The sequence below is a fragment of the Actinosynnema sp. NPDC059797 genome (assembly GCF_042732085.1).
Taxonomy (GTDB): domain Bacteria; phylum Actinomycetota; class Actinomycetes; order Mycobacteriales; family Pseudonocardiaceae; genus Actinosynnema.
The window spans coordinates 1-24,834 of record NZ_JBHWIE010000097.1 but is presented as its reverse complement, the minus strand read 5'-3'; the positions used below and the strand labels follow the sequence as shown (position 1 = coordinate 24,834).

20 protein-coding genes, 1 pseudogene and 1 CRISPR repeat array are annotated in these 24,834 nt (G+C 72.0%); of the genes and pseudogenes, 14 read left to right on the top strand and 7 right to left on the bottom strand.

The window, feature by feature from the left end; all coding sequences use genetic code 11:
* The 4 genes and pseudogenes from ACFV4N_RS22025 to ACFV4N_RS22010 all read right to left on the bottom strand — a co-directional run.
* Window positions 1-273, bottom strand: a pseudogene (locus ACFV4N_RS22025) (IS630 family transposase); the annotation flags it as partial.
* Window positions 273-518, bottom strand: coding sequence for a helix-turn-helix domain-containing protein (locus ACFV4N_RS22020; RefSeq protein WP_499674441.1), 246 nt, complete (start codon window positions 516-518; stop codon window positions 273-275). The pseudogene ACFV4N_RS22025 and the gene ACFV4N_RS22020, both read right to left, overlap by 1 nt.
* Window positions 519-803: 285 nt before the next feature.
* Window positions 804-1,301, bottom strand: coding sequence for a hypothetical protein (locus ACFV4N_RS22015; RefSeq protein WP_499674440.1), 498 nt, complete (start codon window positions 1,299-1,301; stop codon window positions 804-806).
* 37 nt (window positions 1,302-1,338) lie between these two features.
* Window positions 1,339-1,929 (bottom strand): TetR/AcrR family transcriptional regulator, encoded by a 591-nt coding sequence (locus tag ACFV4N_RS22010; protein ID WP_499674439.1) that lies wholly within the window; start codon window positions 1,927-1,929, stop codon window positions 1,339-1,341.
* 98 nt (window positions 1,930-2,027) lie between these two features.
* Between ACFV4N_RS22010 and ACFV4N_RS22005 the strand changes: the two genes are divergently transcribed.
* The 3 genes from ACFV4N_RS22005 (at window position 2,028) to ACFV4N_RS21995 (ending at window position 4,875) form a co-directional block, all read left to right on the top strand.
* Window positions 2,028-2,159, top strand: coding sequence for a hypothetical protein (locus ACFV4N_RS22005; protein WP_499674438.1), 132 nt, complete (start codon window positions 2,028-2,030; stop codon window positions 2,157-2,159).
* Between the two features lie 236 nt (window positions 2,160-2,395).
* Window positions 2,396-3,298: an SDR family NAD(P)-dependent oxidoreductase gene (locus ACFV4N_RS22000; RefSeq protein ID WP_499674437.1), complete on the top strand. Its 903-nt coding sequence runs from the start codon at window positions 2,396-2,398 to the stop codon at window positions 3,296-3,298.
* The gene (locus ACFV4N_RS21995; RefSeq protein WP_499674436.1) at window positions 3,295-4,875 is read left to right on the top strand and encodes an FAD-dependent monooxygenase; all 1,581 of its coding nucleotides are present in this window, start codon (window positions 3,295-3,297) and stop codon (window positions 4,873-4,875) included. The genes ACFV4N_RS22000 and ACFV4N_RS21995 overlap by 4 nt, the downstream gene beginning before the upstream one ends.
* 418 nt (window positions 4,876-5,293) lie before the next feature.
* Here ACFV4N_RS21995 and ACFV4N_RS21990 read toward each other — a convergent pair whose 3' ends face one another.
* The gene (locus ACFV4N_RS21990) at window positions 5,294-6,202 is read right to left on the bottom strand and encodes a prenyltransferase/squalene oxidase repeat-containing protein (RefSeq protein ID WP_499674435.1); all 909 of its coding nucleotides are present in this window, start codon (window positions 6,200-6,202) and stop codon (window positions 5,294-5,296) included.
* A gap of 328 nt (window positions 6,203-6,530) precedes the next feature.
* On the bottom strand, window positions 6,531-7,577 hold the full coding sequence (locus ACFV4N_RS21985; RefSeq protein WP_499674434.1) for a terpene synthase family protein: 1,047 nt from the start codon (window positions 7,575-7,577) through the stop codon (window positions 6,531-6,533).
* 511 nt (window positions 7,578-8,088) lie between these two features.
* Between ACFV4N_RS21985 and ACFV4N_RS21980 the strand changes: the two genes are divergently transcribed.
* From ACFV4N_RS21980 to ACFV4N_RS21940, 9 genes are all read left to right on the top strand, one after another.
* A complete protein-coding gene (locus ACFV4N_RS21980) occupies window positions 8,089-9,447 on the top strand; it encodes an acyltransferase domain-containing protein (RefSeq protein WP_499674433.1) in 1,359 nt (452 codons plus the stop codon).
* Window positions 9,447-14,210 (top strand): SDR family NAD(P)-dependent oxidoreductase, encoded by a 4,764-nt coding sequence (locus ACFV4N_RS21975; RefSeq protein WP_499674432.1) that lies wholly within the window; start codon window positions 9,447-9,449, stop codon window positions 14,208-14,210. Before ACFV4N_RS21980 ends, ACFV4N_RS21975 begins: the two co-directional genes overlap by 1 nt.
* Window positions 14,207-14,656, top strand: a complete 450-nt coding sequence (locus ACFV4N_RS21970; RefSeq protein WP_499674431.1) for an acyl-CoA thioesterase — start codon at window positions 14,207-14,209, stop codon at window positions 14,654-14,656. The genes ACFV4N_RS21975 and ACFV4N_RS21970 overlap by 4 nt, the downstream gene beginning before the upstream one ends.
* A 278-nt stretch (window positions 14,657-14,934) precedes the next feature.
* Complete coding sequence (locus ACFV4N_RS21965; protein ID WP_499674430.1) at window positions 14,935-15,237, top strand: urease subunit gamma; 303 nt, start codon at window positions 14,935-14,937, stop codon at window positions 15,235-15,237.
* Window positions 15,238-15,278: 41 nt separating this feature from the next.
* Window positions 15,279-15,620: an urease subunit beta gene (locus ACFV4N_RS21960; RefSeq protein ID WP_499674429.1), complete on the top strand. Its 342-nt coding sequence runs from the start codon at window positions 15,279-15,281 to the stop codon at window positions 15,618-15,620.
* Window positions 15,617-17,341, top strand: coding sequence for an urease subunit alpha (locus ACFV4N_RS21955; RefSeq protein ID WP_499674428.1), 1,725 nt, complete (start codon window positions 15,617-15,619; stop codon window positions 17,339-17,341). The genes ACFV4N_RS21960 and ACFV4N_RS21955 overlap by 4 nt, the downstream gene beginning before the upstream one ends.
* Window positions 17,341-18,045 carry an urease accessory protein UreF gene (locus ACFV4N_RS21950; RefSeq protein WP_499674427.1) on the top strand — a complete coding sequence of 235 codons (705 nt, stop codon included), beginning with the start codon at window positions 17,341-17,343 and terminating at the stop codon, window positions 18,043-18,045. The genes ACFV4N_RS21955 and ACFV4N_RS21950 overlap by 1 nt, the downstream gene beginning before the upstream one ends.
* Window positions 18,035-18,772 (top strand): urease accessory protein UreG, encoded by a 738-nt coding sequence (gene ureG / locus ACFV4N_RS21945; RefSeq protein WP_499674426.1) that lies wholly within the window; start codon window positions 18,035-18,037, stop codon window positions 18,770-18,772. The genes ACFV4N_RS21950 and ureG overlap by 11 nt, the downstream gene beginning before the upstream one ends.
* Window positions 18,769-19,560: an urease accessory protein UreD gene (locus ACFV4N_RS21940; RefSeq protein ID WP_499674425.1), complete on the top strand. Its 792-nt coding sequence runs from the start codon at window positions 18,769-18,771 to the stop codon at window positions 19,558-19,560. Before ureG ends, ACFV4N_RS21940 begins: the two co-directional genes overlap by 4 nt.
* Before the next feature lie 1,739 nt (window positions 19,561-21,299).
* On the opposite strand, the gene ACFV4N_RS21935 is transcribed toward ACFV4N_RS21940, so the two are convergent.
* Window positions 21,300-22,504, bottom strand: a protein-coding gene (locus tag ACFV4N_RS21935; RefSeq protein ID WP_499674424.1) for an IS3 family transposase whose coding sequence is annotated in 2 segments (ribosomal slippage) — window positions 21,300-22,210 and window positions 22,210-22,504 — 1,206 coding nt in all. Because the reading frame shifts where the segments join, the coding sequence is not laid out codon by codon here.
* Between ACFV4N_RS21935 and ACFV4N_RS21930 the strand changes: the two genes are divergently transcribed.
* The gene (locus tag ACFV4N_RS21930; protein ID WP_499674423.1) at window positions 22,394-22,702 is read left to right on the top strand and encodes a DddA-like double-stranded DNA deaminase toxin; all 309 of its coding nucleotides are present in this window, start codon (window positions 22,394-22,396) and stop codon (window positions 22,700-22,702) included. The two genes, ACFV4N_RS21935 and ACFV4N_RS21930, sit on opposite strands and share 111 nt — an antisense overlap.
* The gene (locus tag ACFV4N_RS21925) at window positions 22,690-23,130 is read left to right on the top strand and encodes an Imm1 family immunity protein (protein WP_499674422.1); all 441 of its coding nucleotides are present in this window, start codon (window positions 22,690-22,692) and stop codon (window positions 23,128-23,130) included. Before ACFV4N_RS21930 ends, ACFV4N_RS21925 begins: the two co-directional genes overlap by 13 nt.
* 401 nt (window positions 23,131-23,531) lie before the next feature.
* Window positions 23,532-24,779: a CRISPR direct-repeat array (repeat unit 28 nt; unit sequence GTGCTCCCCGCGCGAGCGGGGATGGTCC).
* Between the last annotated feature and the right edge of the window lie 55 nt (window positions 24,780-24,834).

Below are 24,834 nucleotides of genomic sequence, written 5' to 3'. Positions count from 1 at the left end.
GCCCATGGGTTCGCCGTCCCACCGCCGGTCGTACAGGTCAAGCACTCTGGCGGCCCTGACCGCGAAATACGGATCCCAGGGGAAGATCCACGACCGATGCTGCCACGGCTTGATCGCGTGCGTGGCCAGCCGGCGGCGCACCGTGGACGCCGACACCCGTTCGCAGATGCTGCGGTCAGCGGCCTCCCGGGCCAGTTCCGGGCGGCTCCACCGGGCCAGGGCGACACCGGCCCGAGCGGGTGGTTCACAGGCCAGTGCCTTGACCTCCGCCATCACCGTGGAGGGGAATACCCGCGGCCGCCCACCGCGAGGCCCGGCATGCCATGCCGGCAGAACCGCCTGCGCCATTCGCGAACGGTGTCGTCGGTGGTGGCCGGCCGACGCGCGATCACCGCGTTGCGCTCACCATCGGCGGCGGCCGGCACGATCCGTGCCCGCAGCACCTGACGATGCTCGGCACAGCCCCGCCGCGCGACCGTTTCCAGCGCGCACCGGTCGGCCTCGCCGAGAACGACCACGTACGGGCTGGAGCGGACTCACGCGACAACCCACAAGGAAGATCAACTATGAACCACCCGACGGTAGCGGATCGGCACGAGGAGAACCCAGCCCCGCCCCGATCCCCACCTGCTCAACGGATCACCGAACCCGCCGATACCAGCGGGTGGCACGGCGGACCGGGCCACTGGAGGAAAACGCTCATGAGCGAGGTCACCACGTCGGGCAGGCCGCCTTCGTCCGCGGCGTCCTGCCCGAAAACGGCCTGACACTCGCCCCCGCTTCCCCTCGCACGGCCTTCCCAGTCACACCCTGACCTGGGAAATCGGAGCGGTGACAGCGACCGCACCCAGACTTCCGCTCGGTACGCACATCACCGACCCGATACGGTTGTCACATCCCGGACGGGTGACCGCGTAGCCACCCAAGACCACAACCGCACCTTGCATATCGTCCTGGGCCTGTCGAACACCGCTGTGCTCGGCCACCAAGGCGACACCGGCCGGCAGGATCGGCGGAAACGCCGGCAACAGCCCACCCAGCCGCAGACCGAACGCCACCGCGACCACACCGGTCACCGCCGAGACGCCTGCGCCAAACGCGAACCGGACCACCCAATCCCACAGCGACAACCGGGTCACCTTCCCCGGATGCGCCCGCATCCGGACATCGTCGCCGTTCGCACGTTCCCCGGGTGTTGGCGCCTTCGGCACGGCCGTTGACGTCTCGACGGTGTCGGACGTGCCTGACGAGCGGCGCGGCGATCTCATCCGACAGCGCACCCGCACGACAAGGTCGACCACCTCGGCCACTCCTTTCGGGGCAGTCCGCACGCCGTGCTCACCGGGGGATGCCGTAGGCGGCCATGAACATGTCCAGCAGGTCGTCGACGGCGTCCTCGTCGACGGGGCGGGTCGACAGCAGGTGGCGGTAGTACAACGTGCCGCACAGCACCTCCGCCGCGAACTCCAGGTCCACGTCCGCGACCAGTTCGCCGGCGTGCTGCGCGCGAGTGATCCTGTCGAGGGTGCGTCTCTCCACGGTGAGCAGGAATCGTTCGTGCAGGGTCGCTCGCAGTGCGGGGTCGGATTGCGCCTCGGCGATCAACCCGCGGTAGACGGGGCCGATCGGCGGACGGGTGAGCGCGAGGGACGAGCGCAGGAACTGCTCGCGGAGGTCCGCTCGGACGTCGCCTGTGTCGCGGTAGTCCAGGTCCGTGGTCCACACGCGACTGAGCGCGTCCAGCATGAGAGCCCCTTTGGACGGCCAGCGTCGGTAGATCGTGTGTTTGCCGACTTTGGCCCGGCGGGCGACCGCCTCGATGCTGAGGCCCGCGTAGCCGACCTCCGCGGCGAGTTCGAGGGTTGCGTGGAGCAGTTCGTCCGTGCGTGCGGCGCCTCTGCGTCGCGGCGTGGCGGGCTGGTCGACCATGCGGTCATCCTATCGGCACGTGGTGTGCCGTTGGTGTGACGTGGCGGAGTGGTCGCCAGGGCCGTCGTCCCCATTCCGGGTCGGAGCCGTGGCGCCGGATGTCCGTCCGCGCGCTGGACGGCGGGGCGGTCCTCAAGGGCGCGGAGAAGTTCGAGGCGCTGCGCGACAACGGGTTCGTTCGGCGGTCTGGGGCGCGTTCGACACGGTCCGACGTCAGCGGGCTGCGCTGAACGACCGGCTCCCACGTCGGCCAACCCCCCGAGGGCGATGTCCCCCGGGGCTCGCAACCGGTCACACGAGGGGGCACTGCCACACGGGGCCACCTGTCCCGACCTCGCGGTCGGGGTCGAGCGCGGTCCGCATGACCGTCCCGGTCCTGCGGGTGGGGCCGCCCAGGCGGGGTGCCGTGTCGCCGCGGTAGCGGCACGGAGCGTGCCGTTGACAATCCGCGCGCCTGTCCCCCAGGATGCAACAGCACGGCACGGTTCGTGCCGTTAAGCCCGTTCGTCAGTCGAAGGGAACCGCCATGGGCACTCGATCTCGCGTCTGGTTCATCACCGGGGCCAGCCGCGGCCTCGGCCGTGCGTTCACCGAGGCCGCGCTCGGCGCGGGGGACCGGGTCGCCGGCGTGGCCCGCGACGTCTCACGTCTTGACGACCTCGTCGAGGCGCACCCGGAGCGCCTGCTGGCACTGCGCACGGACGTCACCGACCGTGCCGCCGTGGTCGACGTCGTCGCTGCCGCGACGGAGCACTTCGGCCGGCTCGACGTCGTGGTCAACAACGCGGGCGCGCTGTGCACCGGCATGGTGGAGGAGTTCACCGAAGCCGAGGCGCGCGCCCAACTGGACCTCAACTTCTTCGGCGCGCTCTGGGTGAGCCAGGCGGTTCTGCCGCGGCTGAGAGCTCAGGGCAGCGGGCACATCCTGCAGATCTCCAGCATCGGTGCCCTCGGTGGGTTCCCCAGCACCGGCCTGTACAGCGCGAGCAAGTTCGCGTTGGAGGGCATGAGCGAGGCCCTGGCCGCCGAGGCCGCCGCCTTCGGTGTCAAGGTCACCATCGTTCAGCCGGGTGGCTACTGGACCGACCTCTACACCAGCGGTTCGACGACGGAACCCAACCCGGTCTACGACCCGCTGCGCGCGGAACTCGAGAAGCAGTGGGCGGAAGGTTCGATCGACAGCGAGCCGCGACTGGCCGCCGAGGCGGTCATGGAGCTGGTGGCCGACGACGCCCCACCGCTGCGGCTGTTGCTGGGCAGCATGGCCTACGACCTCGCCTTCGACCTCTCCCGGCAGCGGATGGACACCTGGTCCGGCTGGGAAGCGGTGAGCCGCGCCGCGGAGCAGGCTGTTCCGGCGCCACGATGACCACCCCGTGCCGCCATGAGGACGAAAACGTATCGACAGAGGGGAATGTGTTGAACACCGATGTGATCATCGTGGGCGCCGGGCCGACCGGACTGGTGCTGGCCGCTGAACTGCGACTGGCCGGAGTGCGCCCGGTGGTCCTTGAGCGGCAACAGCGGCGTCGCGACGCCCCGAAGGCCGGTGGTCTCGGCGGGCAGATCCTGGACCTGCTCCGCTACCGGGGTGTGCTGGACCGGTTCGAGGAGGCTTGCACCGCGCCCCGCCCGGCCCCGCGGTTCCCGTTCGGAGGCGTGCACCTCGACTACACGCGCATGGCGGATCCGCCGATGCACGCGCTGCCGCTTCCCCAGCAGGAACTCGAGCGCGTGCTCGAGGAACGCGTCGCCGAACTCGGTGTCGACCTCCGCCGAGGGCACGAGGTGACCGGCGTGAGCCAGGACGACACCGCCGTGACCGCGGACGTGCTCGGCCCGGACGGTCACCGCCGAGTGACCGCTCGGTACCTCGTGGGCTGCGACGGGGCGCGCAGCCGGGTCCGCGACCTGGCCGGCATCTCGTTCCCCGGCACGACCTACCCGGAAGTCAACCGGCTGGCGCAGGTCACGCTGCCCGACTCGGTGACCGTGCTCGACAACGGCGCCCTCGAGGTCGCCGGCTCCGCGACGATCGACGCGGGTTTCACCAGGACCGACCGCGGTCTCTTCGGAATCGGCGCCTCACCGGACTCCGAGGTCGTCTCCCTCTACACCGTCGAAGACGAGAGCGCGGAGTACGACGACGACACGCCGATGACCGTGGCGGAACTCCAGGACAGCATCCACCGAGTGCTGGGTGTGCACCTGTCCGTCGGTGAACCGCGACGCCTGTCGCGGTTCACCTTCAAGGCACGGCAAGCCGAGCGCTATCGCCAAGGACGCATCCTGGTGGCCGGCGACGCGGCGCACCTGTTTCCCGCCACCGGGGTGGCGCTCAACGCGGGCATGACGGACGCGGTCAACCTCGCCTGGAAGCTGGCCGGGCACGTTCACGGTTGGGCACCGCCTGGTCTCCTGAACACCTATCACGACGAACGTCACCTCGCCGCCGTCCGCACCATGCTCCACACCCGCGCACAGGTGGCGCTGCGCCGCGGCCACGACGCCGCCGCCCAGGCGCTCCGGGACCTGTTCCAGGAACTCCTCGCCGACGAGCAGCCGTTGCGCCGAATGGGAGCCCTGATCGCCGGCTCGGACCTCCGCTACCCGATGCCGGGCTCCCACCACCCCTTGGCCGGGACCTTCGCCCCCGACCTCACCCTGCACACCGACCAGGGCACGACCAGCGTCGCCGCCCTCATGCCCGCCGCTCGCCCCGTCCTCCTCGACCTGGCCGACCGCGCGGATCTCCGAGAGGCTGCCCTGGACTGGCGCCAACGCGTCGACGTCCACACCGCCAAAGCCCCCGAGGCACCGGCGGACACACTCCTGATCCGCCCGGACGGGTACATCGCCTGGGCAGCGGCCATCGGCGAACCCGAGGGCAGCGCGGTGCCCGGGCTCCGCGAAGCACTGTCCAGGTGGTTCGGCGTTCCCCGGTGACGACGGGTGCCGATCACGAAGAACAGCGCCACCGCCGTCCAACCGGCTGCCGGTCAAGTCGATCGTGAGGCGGGTGACCTTGTCGCCCTCGGTCTGCACGGCGGTGCAGACCGAGTGGTGGGTGACCTCGTTGGAGATGCAGTAGGGGTACCGGTCGTCCAGGAACGGTTTCGTCGAGCCCAGGTCGTCTTGGTCGTAGAGGTACTCGTCGAGCGGCTCCGCCTCGGTGGTGCGCAGCTCCCAGCCGCAATGACAGCTCGACGCGGTGCGGGCCTTTTTGACCACGTCCTTGCCCGACACCCCTTCCGCGACGCCACGCAGGATCTCGTGGGTGGTGGGTCTCCGATGGAGCGCAGGAGTGCGCCGACGAGTGGAAGCGCACTGATGGCGCAGTCACGGCGCAGGCGCGGCACGGCGGTCATCCGGTGGTGTCGGAGAGTGCGGTGAGGACGAAGGCGTTGGCCAGGCTCGGAAGGTCGTACGGGATGGGGCGGGGGCCGACCTGGTCGGGTGTGGAGTGGAAGCCGCCGTCGGGTTGTTGGTGGCGCAGGAGGTAGCCGAAGGCTCGGCTGTGCCAGGGCGGGCGGCCGAGGGTGGTGCCGGCGGCAACCGAGTGGGCGGTGCTGATGGGGTCGCTGTCGTCGCCGGGTCGGTGGCCGAAGCGGCCGTCCGGGTTTTGGGTGTCGCGCGGGTAGGTGGGGAAGCCGCCGTCGGTGTTGGCCATGCCGGCCAGGTACCGGCGCCCGCGGGTGATGGTGCGGGAGTAGCGGTCGGGGGCGAGGTGCTGGAGGAACTCGACGGCGCTGCCGCTGCTGTCGACGTCGTTCTGTCGGACGCCTTCGGTGAAGCCCCAGCCGCCGTCGGGGTTCTGGTGGGCGACGAGGTGCTCGGCGATGCGGGTGAGCAGTTCGCGGTGGCGATCGGTGTCGCAGCGGGCGAGGGCGAGGCCGGCGACGGAGCCGAGGTAGACGGTGCAGTCGGGCATGAACGGGATGCCCGCGTCGGTGTCGCGCAGGCGCAGGACGGCGTCGATGCCGTCGGTGACCAGCCGGTGGTCGGGCTCGACGGCGTGCAGCGCGAGCAGGGCGAGCAGGTGTGCCGCGGCGTTGGCCTCCCGGACCTCGCGGCGGCCGGAGCGCAGTTGGTCGACGAGGAAGTCCCGGTCCCGCCCGGTGTCCGCGTCCCGCCGGTCGCGGCCGACGGCGTTGAGGGTGTTCACCGCGCGCAGGCCCGGTTCGCCCCAGGGGGTGTGGGCCCCGTGGTCGGCCGGGGCGCCCGGCTCCGGGTACGGGGCGGCGCCGAGCACGGCGAGAAAGGTGCCGAACATGAGCTGCTTGCGGCTGCCGTGGTGGGCGGAGTGCTCGAACGGGCCGTCGCGGACCGGTGTGCCGCGCAGGCCGAGGGGGCGTCGACGAGCACGCGTTCGATGTCGGTGAGGGCGGGATCGGCGTGGCGGGCGGCGAGGTATCGGACCAGGCCGGCCTGCGCCTGCGGGTAGCGCTGGGCGCGGCGCAGCAGGGCGAGCATCGCCGCGGATTCCAGCACGCGGCTGCGGGACCTCTCCGGTAGCGCGCCACGGTCGTCGAAGGCTGCGGCGAGCCGGGTCGCGAGTCGCAACGCCCTTTCCCTGAGGGGGAACCGCACGGCCTGGTCCGTCATGGACCCGGATATGGGTGTGGAAGGCGCTGTCGACGTCGTCGGATCGGAGCGGCTCGTCGCGGCACGCAGGTTCGGCGCGAGTCGGGACGCGGAGGTGCCCAGGCCGGTCGGTCCGGACAGCACCGGCTGCGAGACGGGTGCGTCGCGGGTGCTGCCTGGTGCCAGGCGTAGTAGCCGGCCAGGTAGTCCTCCAGGCCGCGCAGGTAGCGGGTCACGGTCTCGCGGTCGGCGGGGGTGAGGTCGTGGGCAGCCGCGGTGGCCGGCACGTCCACCGCCGAGAGGTGTTCGAAGTGCTTCACGCGCATCGTGAGGGCGTCGTTGACCGCGTCGGCCGCCTGCTGCGCGCTCGTGCCGGTGGCGGCGCGCAGGACGAGGACCCCGTTGTTGACCTCGCCCTCGTCCCGGGTTTCGCGCTCGTGGGAGACGATGTCGTTGTGCAGGCGCACGATGTCGCTGAAGCAGTCGAGCAGCTCGCGCACGGCCAGGGAGTGCGCCACGACCGGCGGCAGGGGCGTTCCTCCGGCCAGTTCGACGAGTTCGGCGGCCCACTTGCCGTTGTTGCCGCGCCGACGCATCGCCGCGTACTCCAGCGGGGTCGGCACCCGCCCCGCCGGGTTGTGGGCGCGCTCGTACCCGTGTTCCTCGATCCCGCGCAGGTTGCTCTCGGCGAACCGCGCGCACCAGTCCGCGCCCATCAGCGGTCGGGTCTGCGCCCGCAACCGGGTCGACACCCGCTCGCCGGGGCCGCCGGCGGCCATCACCGTGTCGGTCCAGAAGTCGTCGATGAAGTAGAGCCAGACGTACCAACAGGCCACCAGGGTCAACCGCGGCGCGGAGGCGTCCGGGTGCGCCCACGCGCGCAGCCCGGCCAGGTCGATGCCGTCGAACCGCTCGGCGGTCCACCCGCCGCGGCCGATGAGACCCTGTTGCCGGGTCCAATCACGGGTGCCTGCCCGGACGACGTCGACGCGCGGGTTCCGTCGAGCCCGGTAGGGCATGTGGAATTGCGGGACGACCACTCCGGTGTTCTCGTGCAGCGGCATGCCACTCCTCTCCGGCGTGCGGGGACACCAGGATGTCCGGATCATGGGTTTGATGTCATCACACGAAAGAGTGTCACCGCTGGTGGCCGGCGTTTGCCCCGAGATGGACGGCCGACGATGAGATTGATTGTCGAATCGACTTCTGGCGCGCGACCTGGAAAAGTCTGCCGATTGTGTTGGAAATCGGTTCGCTAAATTGGTCCGGTGGTCGGGGTGTATGTTCGTGAGGTTGTCGCGGGGGAGGTAAGCCTGTGACGAGGGGTGTATCACGGCCGGTCAGGGTCTCGGCGGGGTTGGGCTTCCGCTGGCCTTGCGTCACCCGTATTGCGTATTGCCGTACGGTGGGCACCCGAACGGCGGATTTACCCGAGGGTGCGTCCGGTGCGACGCTCCGATGACGATCCGGCGAAACGAAAAGATCCCGGCGGGGCGGCTGAGGGCACTCCGGGGTCGCGGGTGACAACTATTTTGATTCGCGCAACGCAGTGCTCATCGATTCCCTGGAGGCTGCATGCCCTCCCGCACGGCTGTCGTCTTCCCTGGGCAGGGTGCGCACCTGGCCGGGTCCTTGTCCAAGTTGGCGCCCGACTACCCCGTGATCGGGGAACGGCTCGCGTCCATCGACGAGGTCGCCCGCCGGTACCGCGTCCGCCCGTCCTCGGAGCTGTTGTTGGATCCGGGTTCGCCGGGCATCGACGAGTTGGTCGACGATCCCGATGCGCAGAACCTGGTCATCTTCGCCACGTCGGTCTGCCTCTACGAGGTGCTGAGGGCGGAAGGGCTGGTGTTCGACGTCCTGGTGGGGCACAGCGGTGGTGAGATCGCGGCGTTGACCGCGGCCGGGTGCCTGTCGGTGGCCGATGGCGCTCGGGTGTCGTGCGAGCGGAGTGCGGCCCTGCGGCGGGCCGGGCTGCCCCGGGCGGGGATGCTGGCGGTCGAGGCCGGTCCGCGCCGTGCGGCGTGCCTGGTTGGTGCGGTGGACGACTGGTCGTTGGCGGTCGCGGTGCACAACGCGTCCGAGCAGACCGTGATCTCCGGTCTCGCCGACGGGTTGGAACAGGTGGAGGTGGTGGCTCAGGCTCTGGGGTTGCGCGCGACGCGCCTGGCCACGCCGCACCCGTACCACAATCCGCTGCTGGCACGTGCCGCCGACGAGTTCAGCGCCGCGCTGGAGGGCATCGAGCTGCGACTGCCCCGGCAACGGGTCTACTCGCCGATCCTGGGTGGGTATGTGGAGGACGACGAGGCGGTGTGGCGGCTGTTGAGCCGGCACTTCATCCTGCCCGTGCGGTTCGCCGAGGCGCTGACGCGGCTGTACGGCGACGGGGTGCGGACGTTCGTGGAGGGTGGGGCGCGGCAGGCGATGACCGGCCTGGCCGCCCAGGTCCTGCCCGCCTCGGTCCGGTTGATCACGCCCCTGGCCCACCGGGTCGACCGGGTGGCCTTGCGGCGCATCCTCACCGCGACGGCGGACGAGGCGGGCCCGGCCGACGCGACCGCGAATGCGACTGCACCTGCCGTCGCGGATGCGCTGGCGCCGCCCGTCGCGGCGACAGTGCCGCCGGAGCCGGTCGAGGAGGGTCCTTCCCTGCCGTCGCGCGAGACCCTGCTGGTGGAGTTGCGGCAGGTCTTCGCCGAGTCCCTGGGCTACCCGGTCGAGGTGTTCACCGACGACGCGGAGTTCGAGTCCGACCTGGGGATCTCCTCGGTGAAGCAGACCGACATCTTCGTGAAGGTCCTGCGCCGCTACGAGTTGCCCAACCCTCCGGTCGCCCTGCGGATCCGCCGCTACTCCACCGTGCCCAAGCTGGCCGACCTGCTTGTCCGCCTGGCCTCGGGCGAGCCGGTCGAGCCCGACCGGGAGGCGTGATGGGCGCCCCCGGTCCGGTGGCGGTGGTGGGCATGGGGCTGGTTCTGCCGGGTGTTAGCGACCCGGAGCAGTTCTGGGCGCTGCTCAACCAGGACACGCCGGTGTTCGGCGAGCCGTACGCGTTCGACGTCGACCGCATCCACGACCGCGATGCCCGGGCCGAGGACAAGACCTATGCCCGGCTCGGTGGTTACGTCGGGCGGTTCGACGCCCACCCGGCGGTGACCGGGGAGCACGTGAGGTCGCCTGATCAGGTGCCGGTGTGGTTGCGGCACAGCCTGGCCCAGGCCTTGGACGGGGTCGTGCGCGGGGCAGGGGATCGACACGGCTGCTATGTGGGGACGTGGCCGGGTGGCAGCCTGGCGGTGGAGGAGTCGCTGCTGGTGTCGGCCGCGGCCCGCGGCATCGCGGCGGAGTTGGCCGACGACCCGGACGAGCGCGCGCGCCACGAGGCGCGGTTGCGCGGGGTGCTGCGCCGCCGCTATCGGCAGGCGACCGACACCCCGGGAGCGGTGTTGGCGGAGACGGTCGTGCGGTCGGCGATGGCCGGCCTGGTGGAGCAGGACGCGGACTGGTTGACCGTCGACACGGCCTGTTCCTCCGCGCTGTACGCGGTGGACCTCGGGGTGAAGAGCCTGCTGGCGGGGGACTGCGACATCGCGCTGTGCGCCGGGGCGGTCAGCACGGTGCGCCGCGACCAGGTGCTGTTCGCCAAGCTCAACGGCCTGTCGCGCGGCGACGACCCGCACGTGTACGACGAGCGCGCCGACGGTGTGCTCTTCTGCGAGGGCGCCTCGGCGGTGGCGCTGAAGCTGCTGGACCGGGCGTTGGCCGACGGCGACGAGGTCCTCGGGGTGATCGCCGGGTTCGGGGTGTCGGCCGACGGTCGGGGCATGGCGATCTCCGCGCCGAACCCGGTCGGCCAGCGCCTGGCCGTGCGCCGGGCCAGGGCGGCCGGCCCCGTTGTGCCGCGGCGGATCGACTGGGTCGTCGGGCACGGCACCGGCACGCCCACCGGTGACCTGGTGGAACTGTCCACCCTGGCCGAGCTGGCCCCGGAGGGCGGCTACCTGTGCACGTCGAACAAGTCGTTGATCGGCCACCCCGGTTGGGTGGCGGGCACGACGTCGCTCATCCACGCGCTGCTGGCGCTCAAGCACGAGCGCATCCCCGCCCAGCAGCGGTTCGCCACACCCCCGGCCGAGGTGCCGGCCGACCGGGTCCGCGTGCCGGTGACCCCGGTCGACTGGCCCACGCGGCCCGACCGGCCCCGCACGGCGGCGGTGTCGGCCTTCGGGTTCGGTGGCACCAACGCCCACCTGCTGCTCCAGGACACCCGGCCAGGCGGAACGACCCTCTCCGGTCGGCCGCGGCAGGAGGACGCGCTGGTGCTGGTCGGCACCCACGTCCTGCTGCCCGGACAGCCCGACCCGCAGCAGGTGCGGCAGTGGCTGCGCACCGGTGGGGGAGCGCCGCCGCGCGGTTTCGGCCCGGACTACCCGCTGCCGCCGTTCACCGAGATCCGGATGCCGCCGATCACCGCGCGCACCGTGGACCGGTGCCAGCTGATGGCGGTGAGCTTGGCCTGCCGGTTCGCCGCCGAGCACGGCGCGCTGTGGGACGGTTGGCGCGACACCACCGGGGTGATCGCCGCCCACATGGGCCCGCCGACCTCGATGACCGGCTACGAGCTGCGCGTGTGCGCCGACGACCTGAGGGCTGCGGTGAGTGGTGACGACAACGACCACGCCGCGGCCGACCGCGCGGCGCTGGAGACCTTCGTGGCTTCGGTGCGCGACCGGGTGCCGGCGTCGAACGACGACTCGATGCCGGGCCTGATGCCCAACATCATCGCCTCCCGGGTGGCCAACCGGTTCGACCTGCACGGCCTGGCCCTCACCGTGGACACCGGGCGCACCTCCACCCAGACCGCGATCCGCGTCGCCGCGGGCTACCTGCACAGTGGCGAGCTGGACCTGGCCCTGGTGGTGGCCGTCAACGGCAACAGCACCCCGGAGATGGCCGACCTGACGGGCCTGCCGGTGGAGGGGATCGCCGAGGGTGGAGTCCTGCTGGCGTTGACCCGTGAACGGTTCGCCCGCGAGCGGGGCTGGCCCGTGCTGGCCGAGCTGCGGGTGGATGACCGCCACACCGGCGAGCCCGTGCCGGAGGTCGTCTGGGGCGAGCGGGCCGACGAGCCGAGCTACCTGGCCGCGGACGGGGCCCTGGCGGTGCTCCGAGCCCTGGCACGCGACGTTCCCGCCGCGCGCGTGCGCAGCACCCACCCCGGTCCCGGGATCGTCGTGTCGGCCCCGGCAGGCCCGACCCCGGACTTCACCCGGCACGTCGTGGTCACCCGCAGGACCGATCCGGTCGCCACCGCAACGACATCGTCGTGGCTCCCTCCCGGCGGTGTGGTGCTCACCGACTCCGCGGTGATCGCGGCGACCGTGGCCGACCGGGTCCGCGCGGCCGGGGCGGTGCTGCTGTGCACCGACCCCGACACCCCCACCGGCCTGGCCGCGGTGATCGCCGACGTCTCCGACGACCCGGCAGCCCTGGCCGTCCTCGACGGTGCCGCGCCGCACGTGCGCGTCATCGCCGCGGCACCCTCGCGGACCTGGCCCGCGCCGCCGCCACCGGCCCGGCTGCGGTTGCAGGACCTGGCGCTGCTCGCCCTGGCCCGCTTCGGTGACCGGCTCGCCGGGGGCTCGGTCGCGGCACTGGTGCCGGACCGGTTGCGGCATGGGCGGTACCACCCGGACTCCGCCCTGCTGTGCGGCTTCGTTCGCGGCGTGGCCTGGGAACGGACCTGCCCGGCGGTCGCCGTGGTCACCAACGCCGACCTGGACGACGGCCTGGCACAGCTCGCGGCCGAAGCCGCGACCCGCCGCGAACGGCCGGTGGTCTTCTACCGCAACGGGCAACGCCACATCGAGGTCCTGTGCCCCGCACCGCTCACCCCACCCCGCGACGACGCGCGGCCGCGACTGGACCGGGACTCGGTGATCGTCGCCACCGGCGGCGCCAGGGGCATCACCGCCATCGCCCTCACCGCGCTGGCCACCCGCCACCGCCCCCGGATGTGGCTGCTCGGATCATCGCCACTGGAGCAGGTGCCCGCCGAACTGCGCGACGCGCCCGACGACGCGGTGAACGCCCTGCGTGCCGCCCACATCACCGCCGGGCGACGGCAGGACCCCCGCGCACGCGTGCCCGAGCTGAGCGCGCGGTTCGACGCCCTGTGGCGATCACGGGAGGCGGAGTCGACCCTGCGCCGCCTGCGCGAGATCTGCGGACAGGACCGGGTCCACTACCTGGCCTGCGACGTGTCCGACCCCGACCAAGTCGTGGCCGCCGCCGCGGAGATCGGTGCCCACACCGACCGGATCGACCTGCTGCTGCACGGCGCCGGGCGGCTACGCTCGGCCGACATCGCCACCAAGACGCTGAGCGACTTCCGCGCCGTCCGCGACCCGAAGGTGCTCGGCTACGCCAACCTCAAGGCGGCGTTCACCGACCCGGCGCCTCGCGCGTGGTGCCACTTCGGCTCGGTGGTCGGGGCGATCGGCTGGGCCGGCGAGACCGACTACGGCGGCGCCAACGAGTACCTCGCCGCCGCGGCCCGCACCGCCGAGCCGGCGGGCACAGCTCCCGAGATCACCCTGGGCTGGCCCATGTGGGCCGACACGGGCATGGGCACCCGCAACAGGGACCTGTTCCTCGGCCAGGGCATGCGCGGGATGAGCAACGCCGAGGGCGTCACCCACCTGCTCGCCGAGCTGTCCCGGACCGGACCGGCCGACCCGGCGCCGGTCTACCTGGGACCCGCCGAGCTGAAGATCCTGGACGAGGCGTTCCCCGGGCACGTGAGCGCGCCGCCCGACCGCCACCACCCCGGTCTGCTGGACGAACCGGGCGCCGACGGGCGCCGGACGTGGCGGGTGCGGCCCGACCGGGACCGCTACCTGCTGGAACACCTCGTGGAGGGCAAACCGACGATACCGGCCACCCTCCTCATGACCGCGGCCATCGAGGCCGCACGCGCCGTGATACCTGATCGCGGAGCGCCCTCGGCCCTGGAAGACCTGCGGTTCCAGGCTTTCTGCCGACTCCACCCGGACCGCGGCGACACGCTGTTCACCCTCACCACCGAGGTCGTGACCCCCGACCGGGTGCGGGTGCGCATCACCTCCGACGTCACCGCGCCCAACGGCCACGTCCTCGTGCGCGACCGCGAGAACACCCGCATCGACGTCGTGTTCGGCCCGCACGAGCACCCTACGCCCAGACCCGTCCGACCCGACCCGGACGCCGCTCCGATCGCGGACCCCTACTACCTGACCGACTCCCCGATCCAGCTCACCGGCGCGTTCCGGACCACCGGCGGCACGAGCGTCGGGCGGCACCTGGCCCACACGCGATGGACCTGTCACGTCACCGCCGGCGAACCGTTCGCCGCGCTGCCCTTCCCCGCGCTGCTGATCGACGCGCTGCTGCGCATGAGCTCCTACGACAACGTCGACACCGACGCCGGTCGGATCGGGGTGGTGACCTGCCGGCACATCGACCGGATCGCCCTGCACACCGACGCGGGCGACGCCGAGCTGTCGCGCCGCCACCCGGGCGGCGTCGACCTGTACCACGAACTGGGCGGCGACAGCACCGCGGTCGACCCCGACGGCGTACCGCTGGTCCACGCCACCGGGATGGACATGCCGGTCATCGACACCGTGGCGCTGCTGCCGGGGAGCCGAGGGTGAGCGAGACCTACGAGATCCGGCGCCGCGTCACGTTCAACGACACCAACGCGGCCGGCAACGTCTACTACGCCACCTTCATCCTGTGGCAGGGCGCCTGCCGCGAGCAGTGGGCGATGGAGTACGCCCCCGTGTTCACCGGCCGGCTGCACGAGGAACTCACCGCCGTGACCGCGAGCTGCTCGATGGAGTACGCGCGGGAACTGCACCTGGCCGACCACGTCGCCATCCGGATGACCATCCCCACGGCCCACCTCAACCTGATCACCCTGAACTTCGAGTTCTTCCGGCTCGACGCCGACCGGGAGCAGTTCGCCGGCCGCGGCGCGCAGACGATCTCCTGCGCCCGACGTGTGGGGGACGACCTCGAACCGGCCGCCTGGCCGCGGGAAATGGTCAGCGGACTGGACAGGTTCGGGGTCGACACCGGCCGTGTGTTCTCCGAGTAGTCGACATGTCCGGCGCGCCCATCGCCCGGGACGGCTCGGAGAGGTCGTGGATGCGCGGTGGGCGTGGTGGAGGGCGGCCGATTCGTCCGTGTTCCGGCTTCCGTGACGAGGCGTGCGGTCAAGACCACGTTCGCATGGAGGCCCTATCGGTTCGGGTGAACGCCGTGGTCGGCGACGTGACCGTCGCGGTGATCAGGTTGGGTGCCGTCGGGTGAAACCGTTCCCCACCGGGTGCTGTCCCGTGCGCTCGAAGGGGGCGCGTCGCTAGCGTCGGGTTGATGCATCTGACACCACAGGAACGGGACAAGCTGCTGGTCCACGTCGCCGCGGACGTGGCCCGGCGGCGGTTGGACGGCGGGTTGCGGCTCAACCACCCTGAGGCGGTCGCGCTGATCACCTCGTGGGTGGTCGAGGGGGCGCGGGCCGGGCGGTCCGTGGCCGAGCTGTCCGCTGCGGGGCGCAGCGTGCTGGGGCGGGAGCAGGTGCTCGACGGGGTGGCCGAGATGATCGACATGGTGCAGGTCGAGGCCACCTTCCCGGACGGCACGAAGCTGGTCACCGTGCACGACCCGATCCACTGACCCGGGTCATCCCGGTCTGTCCGACGAGTGCGGAGGTGCGCGTGCGCCCTGGTGAGGTCATCCCGGCCGAGGAGCCGGTGCCGCTCAACCCTGGGCGCGACCGCGTCCGCGTGGTGGTGGTCAACGAGGGAGACCGGCCGGTGCAGGTCGGGTCGCACTACCACTTCGCCGCGGTCAACCCGTCCCTGGAGTTCAACCGGGAGCGGGCGTGGGGACACCGGCTGGACATCCCCGCGGGCACCGCCGTGCGGTTCGAGCCCAACGTCGCCCGCGAGGTCGACCTGGTTCCGATCGCCGGGCGGCGGGTGGTCCCGGGCCTGCGCCCGGAGTACGCGGGCCCGCTGGACGAACGCGGCCCTGAGCCGACCGGGGAGGACTCGTGAGCGCCGAGGTCAAGCGCCGCCGCTACACCGAGCTGTTCGGCCCCACGGTCGGCGACCGCGTGCGGCTGGCCGACACGAACCTGCTCATCGAGGTCGAGGAGGACCGCTCGATCGGGCCGCAGGGCTCGGGCGACGAGGTGCTCTTCGGCGGCGGCAAGGTGATCCGCGAGTCCATGGGCCAGGCGTTGACCACCCGCGCGCAGGGCGCGCCGGACCTGGTGATCACCGGTGCGGTGGTGCTGGACCACTGGGGCGTGGTCAAGGCGGACGTGGGCGTGCGTGACGGCCGGATCGTGGGCATCGGCAAGGCCGGCAACCCCGACACCATGGACAACGTCGACGACGAGCTGGTCATCGGGCCCGGTACCGAGGTCGTCTCGGGCAACGGGAAGATCCTCACCGCCGGGGGCGTCGACTGCCACGTGCACTTCATCTGCCCGCAGGTCGTGGACACCGCCCTGGCTTCCGGCCTGACCACGCTGATCGGCGGCGGTACAGGGCCGGCGGAGGGCAGCAAGGCCACCACCGTGACGCCGGGGCCGTGGAACCTGGAGCGGATGTTCCGGGCGATGGACGGGCTGCCGGTGAACGTGGTGCTGCTGGGCAAGGGCAGCAGCGCGCACCCGGACGCGCTGTGGGAGCAGCTGCGCGGGGGAGCGGCCGGGTTCAAGATCCACGAGGACTGGGGCGCGACCCCGTCGGTGATCGACACGGCGCTGCGCGTGGCCGACGAATCGGGGGTGCAGGTCGCCCTGCACTCCGACACGCTCAACGAGGCCGGGTTCCTGGAGTCCACCCTGGACGCCATCGCGGGACGGTCGATCAACGCCTACCACACCGAAGGGGCGGGTGGCGGGCACGCGCCCGACATCATCCGCGTCGTCAGCCACCCGAACGTGTTGCCGTCCTCGACCAACCCGACCCGGCCGGACACGGTGAACACCTTCGACGAGCACCTGGACATGCTCATGGTGGCCCACCACCTCAAGCGGTCGATCCCGGAGGACCTGGCGTTCGCCAACAGCCGCATCCGACCCAGCACCATCGCCGCCGAGGACGTGCTGCACGACCTGGGCGCCATCTCGATGATCAGCTCCGACGCGCAGGCCATGGGCAGGGTCGGGGAGGTGGTGCTGCGGACCTGGCAGACCGCGCACGTGATGAAGGCCAAGCGCGGCGCGCTGCCCGGTGACGGCCGGGCGGACAACCTGCGGGCTCGGCGCTACGTCGCCAAGTACACGATCAACCCCGCCATCGCGCACGGCCTGGACCACGAGGTGGGGTCGGTGGAGGTCGGCAAGCTGGCCGACCTGGTGCTGTGGGACCCGAGGTTCTTCGGCGTGCGGCCGGAGCTGGTGTTCAAGGGCGGGTTCGTGGCCTGGGCGCAGATGGGCGACCCGAACGCCTCCATCCCCACCCCGCAGCCGGTGTGGGCTCGTCCGATGTACGGCGCCACCGTGAAGGTCGCCGCCGACACCAGCCTGCACTTCGTCGCCCAGGCGGCACTGGACGACGGCCTGCCCGACCGGGTGCGCACCGACACCCCGATGGTGGCGGTGGGCAACATGCGCGCGTGCGGCAAGGCCGACATGCTCCTCAACGACGCCCGGCCGGAGGTCACCGTGCGCCCGGACAACTTCGCCGTGCACATCGACGGCGAGCTGGTCGAACCCGAACCGGTGCACGAGCTGCCGATGGCCCAGCGCTACTTCCTGTTCTGATGACCACCGGTCTCGACGCGGTGGGTGCCGCGGCGGTGCTCTCCCTGGTGGACTCCCGCTTCCCCGGCGGCGGCCACGCCCACTCCGGCGGCGTGGAGGAAGCCGTGGCCCGCGGCCTGATCACCGACACCGCGAGCCTCGCGACGTTCCTGGACGGGCGGCTGCGCACCGCCGGGCTGCTGACAGCCGTCTTCGCCGCCGCGGCCGCCAACACCGCACGCCTCGGGCTCGACCGGTGGGGTGAGCTCGACGCCGAGCTGGACGCGCGAACACCGTCCCCGGCCCAGCGCGCCGCCTCCCGTGCCCAAGGGCGCGGCCTGGTGCGCGCGGGACGCTCCGCCTGGCCGTCGCCGGTGCTCGACGCCCTGCTCACCGCTACCGCGCGACCGCACCACCCGGTCGCACTGGGTGCCTTGGCCGGCGTTGCGGGAGCCACCCCGCACCACGCCGCGCTCGCGGCGGCCTACCTCGCCGTCAGCGGACCCACGAGCGCCTGCGTCCGCCTGCTCGGCCTGGACCCCTTCGCCGCCAACGCCGCCGTCACCGCCCTGTCCCCGGTGATGGCCGACATCGCCGCGACCGCGGCGGATGCCGCCGACCTGCCGCCGGCCGACCTGCCCGCACCCGGCTCTCCCGCCCTGGACCTGTTCGCCGAAGCCCACGACAGAACCCACCGCCTGGAGGTGCGTCTCTTTGCCAGCTGACCACGACCACGGGCATGGCCACGGCCACACCCACCCGGTCAACTTCGACCCCACCGCCACCGAACCCGACCGCCACGCACCACCGGCGGCGACCGGGCGGGCGTTCCGCATCGGCATCGGCGGCCCCGTCGGCTCCGGCAAGACCGCCCTGACCGCCGCCCTGTGCCGCGCCCTGGGCGACGAGCTGGACCTGGCGGTGGTGACCAACGACATCTACACCACCGAGGACGCCGACTTCCTGCGCCGCGCCGGCGTCCTGGACCCCGACCGCATCGAGGCGGTGCAGACCGGCGCCTGCCCGCACACCGCCATCCGCGACGACATCACCGCCAACCTCGACGCCGTCGAACGCCTCGAAACCCGCTTCCCCGACCTGGAGCTGGTCATCATCGAGAGCGGCGGGGACAACCTCACTGCCGTGTTCAGCCGCGGCCTGGTCGACCGGCAGGTCTTCGTGGTCGACGTCGCCGGCGGCGACAAGGTGCCGCGCAAGGGCGGCCCCGGCGTCACCACCGCCGACCTGCTGGTCATCAACAAGACCGACCTGGCCGAGCACGTCGGCGCGGACATGGGGGTCATGGTCTCCGACGCCCACCGCATGCGCCGCCACGAACTGCCCGTGATCACCCAGTCCCTGGTGCGCACCCCGGACGCGCCCGACGTGGCCGCCTGGGTCCGCGGCCTGCTCGACCACGTCACCCCCACCCGGCTCGCGGGCACGGCGTGAGGGCACGCGCCCGACTGGTCGTCGAACGGGACGACGCCGGCCGCAGCGCCGTGCGCGAGCTGCGGTCGGCCTCCCCGCTCACCCTCATGCCCAGCCCGCCCGGCCTGCACGACGACCCCGACACCACCCTGGTGCACCTGGTCGGCTCGGCCGCGGCCCCGCTGGGCGGCGACGACCTCGAACTGGATGTCCACGTCGGCCCCGGAGCCCGACTGTGCCTGACCGGCGTCGGCGCAACCCTGGCCCTGCCCGGCCAGCACCCCGGTCCCAGCCGCATGACCGTCACCGCCCACGTCGCCGAAGCGGCACGACTGGAGTACCTGACCGAACCCACCATCGTCGCCACCGACGCCGACCACCACACCGCACTGCACGCCGAACTCGCCGCCGACGCCCGCCTGCGCTGCCGCGAAGTCCTCGTCCTCGGCCGCACCGGCGAGCAACCGGGCACGCTGCACAGCCACACCCGCGTCCACCGCGCCGGCACCACCCTGCTGCACCAACGGCTCGACGTCGGCAACGCCGAGCTGGACCACAGCGCCGCGCACCTGGCCGGCCACCGCGTCCTCGCCACCGAACTGCTGGTGTGGGGCGACGACCCGCCTCGCCCTGTCGGCGGCGACTGGTGGTCCCTGGTCCCACTCGCCCGCGGCGGCTCACTGGCCACCGCTCTCGCCCACGATGCCATCACCGCCGAACACCTCCTCACCACCGCCCTCGCCGCACACCCAGGACTCGCCTCGGACGCACCGGCACCACCGGTGCACCGCCTGCCCGTCACGGCGTGACCAGGTCAGTCCGGCCGCGCGTCCGTGCCGACAGACGTTCACCGCCGAGTACAAGCTCCCCTCCGGTCGCCGAGTACGAGAACGCCCCGAAACGGGGAGAAGGGCGTAATCCTGCGTCGGGGCGTGGACCCAGACGCGAGACGCAGACCGGCTGGGAGGGTGGCTGCCGCTCGACATCATGGAAAAGCTCATGACCCTGCAGGAACTTTCCGAGGGCGCGGACGAGGGCAGGCCGCCCGGAGGTGATGGCGGCCGCGTTCGGCGAGCCGTGCGCCGCCGACGCTCGGCGACGACCTCCCATGTGCTGACCGACCGATCCCACGCCACCCACTACCGCCACGCCGGGATGACAGGCCCGGTGCACAGCCCCCGCCCGCACCGTTGTCCGCCGCACGCCCTGGACGCCGTCGAACGCGCCGGGTGCTGGAGGTGTCGACCATCTCGGCCCACCGGGACCTGGCCGTTCCGCAGGTGCCGGCGTGCAAGCTGGGCAAGGGCCGCTACCGGTGCTCGTTTCCAGGGTGTATCGGATCGCCCGCGCCGTCGGGCAAGTCCGCGAACGCCGCTGCGTCTCCGGTTGCTCCCGCCCGCCGTCGTTGCGCGGCTGGCGCAGGTGGCGTGCCGATGGCCCCGCAGCACTGGTCCATCCGGGCGTATCTCCGGAATCCCTCGTCACCGCGGCGCGGATGCCTCGTCACCTCGGCGTCCAACTTCCGTTCCGAGTCAAGGACCGCGCCATGACGGTGTCCGCCCCGCTACGCCCCAGCACTCTCGCCGAGTGGATCGCCACCACCTTCCCGCCGGGTATCCCTGCCATGGACGCCGTTCGGGTCGGGAGGCCTGCGGTTCCTGTTCTACGGGCGCGCATCCACCCACGAGCACCAGGACCCGCGCACCTCGCGAGCGTGGCAGTTGGACGTCTCCCGCAGGCTCACCGGAGAGCACGGCCTGCGCGCCGTGCGACGAGCACGTCCTTGCCGACGCAACCGGGACCGGAGGTCGAGCGGATCCCTGTGCCCGACCCGTGGCCGCACAAGACCGGCGTGCTGTCGGAGGAGGGGACCAACTCCTCCTGACGGGATCGTGAGGCAACCGGACATGCCCGGCGAACCCTTCGGGTGAACCCGTCCCCGGTCGGGTGCGATCATGCCCCCGTCCGGGATGTCCAAGGCGCACAAGCACGCCGAGCACGAACTGGTCGTCACCGTCGTCGACGGCTGGGCCGCCACCTTCTCGGCGAGCAGCTGGAGGACGTCAGCCCCCACGGTCCCGGCGATTTCGAGCCGTGTGACGCTCTTGTGGGCGGGACGCAGACCGGTAGAAGCCGGCCCGTTCGAGCTGCGCCCCGCTCGAAGTGCAGGGCGGTCAGCTCGTTCCGCGACAGTGGAAGCCGACGACGAGCCAACCGACTTCGGTGTTGCGCACCCTCGGCACCGGGCACTGCCACGACTCCCGCGGCACGATCTTCCCCCTTTCGATCGGTTGAGGAAGTAGGCGGCACGGCCGTGCACCGGTGGAGTGCCTCGAGCGTTGATCATCAGGCGACCCGGAGGCACCCGGAGGGTTTCACCGGCACGGGGACAGGTCGGCGGGCTGGCCCTGGTCGCACCGCAGGGCGCTGACGACACGGACGCCGACGTGGAGACCCGGCAGATCGACGGCTTCCTGCCCTTCACCGCGGTCGACACCACCGCACCCGAGCCGCTCACGGGCCTTCACCCCGGATGTTGGACACGGGGTTATGCGGCGTGGGTCAGCGTAGTCGGTGTCGGTAGCAGGCTGTTTTCGTAGTCGATCGGGGAGGTCTGGCCGAGGTGGGAGTGGCGTCGCCGGGTGTTGTAGCGGTGCAGCCAGCCGAAGGCGGCCAGTCGTGCTTCCCTTGCACTGCCCCAAGCCTGAGCGCCTTGGAGGGTTTCGCGTTTGAAGGAGGCGTTGAGGCTTTCGGCGGCGGCGTTGTCGGCCGAGCTGCCGACCGCGCCCATGGACTGGATCACCCCGGCGGTCCGGCAGGCGTCGGCGAAGACCCGGGCGCTGTATTGCGATCCGTGGTCGCTGTGGAAGATCGCCCCGGCCAGGCTGCCCCGCGCGCGCTCGGCGGCGTGCAGGGCGTCGACGACCAGATCGGCGCGCATGTGCTCGGCGACGGCCCAGCCGACCAGGCGGCGCGAGCACAGGTCCATCACCGTGGCCAGATAGCAGAACGTGCCGTCGGCGATGGGCAGGTAGGTGATGTCGCCGACGTAGCGGGTGTTGGGTTCCTGGGCGGTGAAGTCGCGTCCGAGCAGGTCCGGGGCCTTGGCCGCGGCCGGGTCGGTCGTGGTGGTGCGGTGTCGGCGGCGCAGCCGCAGCCCGGCCAGGCCGATCTGGCGCATGACTCGCGCGACGCGCTTGTGGTTGACGCGATGCCCGGTGTCGCGCAGTTCGGCGGTGATCCTCGGGACGCCGTAGGCGCCGGCCGACTCGCGGTGGATCACCCGGATGCGCGCCGCCAGGCGCGCGTCGTCCGCGACGCGGGCGGCTCGGTCCGACGCGGTGGCCTTCCAGTGGTAGTAGCTCGACCTGGCGATGCCGATGACCTGGCACAACCGCTTCGCGCCATGGTGGCGCTGGTGATCGTCGACGAACTGGAAGCGGTTCACCAGCGCGTCTCCCCGGCGAAATACCTGGCCGCCTTGCGCAGGATGTCGCGCTCCTCCTCCAGCTCGCGGATCCGCCGGCGCAGCGCGGCGTTCTCGTCCTCCGACGAGGCCGGCGCCGACACGCTCGCGGAGGTGGCGGCGGGTGGTTCGGTGCGCTGCTCGTCGTCGAGCCGGATCCAGTTGCGCAGCGTCTCGTGGTTGACACCCAGGTCCTCGGCCACCGACTTGATCGTCACGCCCGGCCGGGACCGGTAGAGCGCGACCGCCTCGGCCTTGAACTCCGGCGGGTAGTGCTTCATCACCATCTGAACGGGACTCCTGTCCACCCGAACCATCAAGGTCCAAGTGTGTCTGGTGTCCAACATCTGGGGTCAAGGCCCTGTGACACCCTCGTTCCGATCCTGCTTCCCGAAGGGTCCACACTGACCGTGCACGGGATCAACCCCGACGGGACACGGACCCGCATCCGCTACACAGGAGGAGCACAGCCGTGGTGGACCTAGAAGCCTGGTACGACGCGGATCACGACGGCCCCACGGTCGTGCGCACCCCGGCCGAGCTGGACGCCGTGTTGGACGTCGTGGCCGGATGGGAAGGCCGGATCATCGTGGACGTGTACGTGGTCGCGAATCCCGCGCGGGCCGTGTTCAACATCGGGGTTCACGGCCAGGCGGGACGCGGTGCCCTCTACTACTCAGGCGACAGCGGGTCATGGTTCAGCAAGGGCACGCCGGGACCGGACCGGAGTCCGACCGAACCCATCCTGTACTACTACATGAACAACGACACCGAATTTCCGGGTGACTGCGAAATCCCGCTGGACGTAGTGCGTCGGGCCGCTCACGAATTCATGACCACCGGAGGCGAGCGTCCAACCGTCACCAACTGGCAGCCACGTCCCCCGGTACCCCAGGCCGCGTCCGCCGAGTAGCCACCGGCCCGGCACTGAACGTCCCCAGACGCGACAAAAGCGGCCAGGGAGGCAGGCGACGCCACCATCACCGCTGAGTGCTCCCGCGCGAGCGGAAACGGTCCCGCGTATCGGCGGGTGGTGCAGTCGGACAAGGCGTGCTCCCGCGCGGGCGGGGCAGACCGGCGCCGGGAGGCGAAGTCGTGCTCCTGCCCGTGGTCTCCGCGCGAGCATGGATGGTCCGCAGGATGTCGCGGCCGGTCAGATCGGCTCGATGTGCTCCTCACGCGAGCGCGGGATGGTCCCAGCGCATTCGCCAGCGCCTGCCGGATCTTGACCTGCTCCCGGCCACCGATATACGAGACTCGAACGAACCGAATGAAAACACACACCTCGACCTGTAAAGTACCTGGTCAAGAAGTGTGCTCCCCGCGCGAGCGGGGATGGTCCCGCCCGGCCGAGCGTGGAGACCTTGGCCGAGGAGTGCTCCCCGCGCGAGCGGGGATGGTCCCCTCACGCCGGGCCGCCGCGGTGACTCCGGGTAGTGCTCCCCGCGCGAGCGGGGATGGTCCCCGCACCGTGGTCGAGTGGCCAGACGGCACCATGTGCTCCCCGCGCGAGCGGGGATGGTCCCGTGTCCGACCACGGCGGGCTAACCGGCCTGGGGTGCTCCCCGCGCGAGCGGGGATGGTCCGACCATCGCGTCCATCGTGGCGTGGCTGCTCTAGTGCTCCCCGCGCGAGCGGGGATGGTCCCAACGCGTCCGCGAGCGCGCACGCCGCGTCCGAGTGCTCCCCGCGCGAGCGGGGATGGTCCCTTCAGCAGCTCCAGCGGGCTCAGCAGCACCGGGTGCTCCCCGCGCGAGCGGGGATGGTCCGGCCGAGCGCGCCGCCTCGGGGAGGACGGGCGCGTGCTCCCCTCGCGAGCGGGGATGGTCCGCTCCGGGCGGGGCATGGTCAGCTCGGCGTCGGGTGCTCCCCGCGCGAGCGGGGATGGTCCCCGCTGTGCCTGTGGCTGCCCGGCGACAAGACCGTGCTCCCCGCGCGAGCGGGGATGGTCCCGGCGCGTGCGGCGACCAGGGGTTCCGCGACACGTGCTCCCCGCGCGAGCGGGGATGGTCCGGTCGTCCTGTTCGGACGGGGCGACGCGGGCTTGTGCTCCCCGCGCGAGCGGGGATGGTCCGCCCGGCGCCAGGCAGTTGACGCGAATGCGCGGGTGCTCCCCGCGCGAGCGGGGATGGTCCGGCCACCGTGTGCGCACCGCATCGGTGCGGTCAGTGCTCCCCGCGCGAGCGGGGATGGTCCGTCCGCGGTGCGCCGGGCGTCGAACCCGGCATGGTGCTCCCCGCGCGAGCGGGGATGGTCCTGCGGCCTCGCCGGCACCGGAGGGGCGCAGCTCGTGCTCCCCGCGCGAGCGGGGATGGTCCCGTCTCGGCGGTCACGGGCACGTTCGAGCTCGCGTGCTCCCCGCGCGAGCGGGGATGGTCCCTCGCCCACAACGGGCCCCTTCCGGCCGAAGGTGTGCTCCCCGCGCGAGCGGGGATGGTCCGTCCAGGCGCTCTACGACATGGAGGACGCCCTCGTGCTCCCCGCGCGAGCGGGGATGGTCCGACCTCGACGCACTGGCGGACCAGTCGGCGGAGGTGCTCCCCGCGCGAGCGGGGGTGGTCCCTACTGGGTCGACCTGGCGGTGCAGACCCTGTAGTGCTCCCCACGCGAGCGGGGG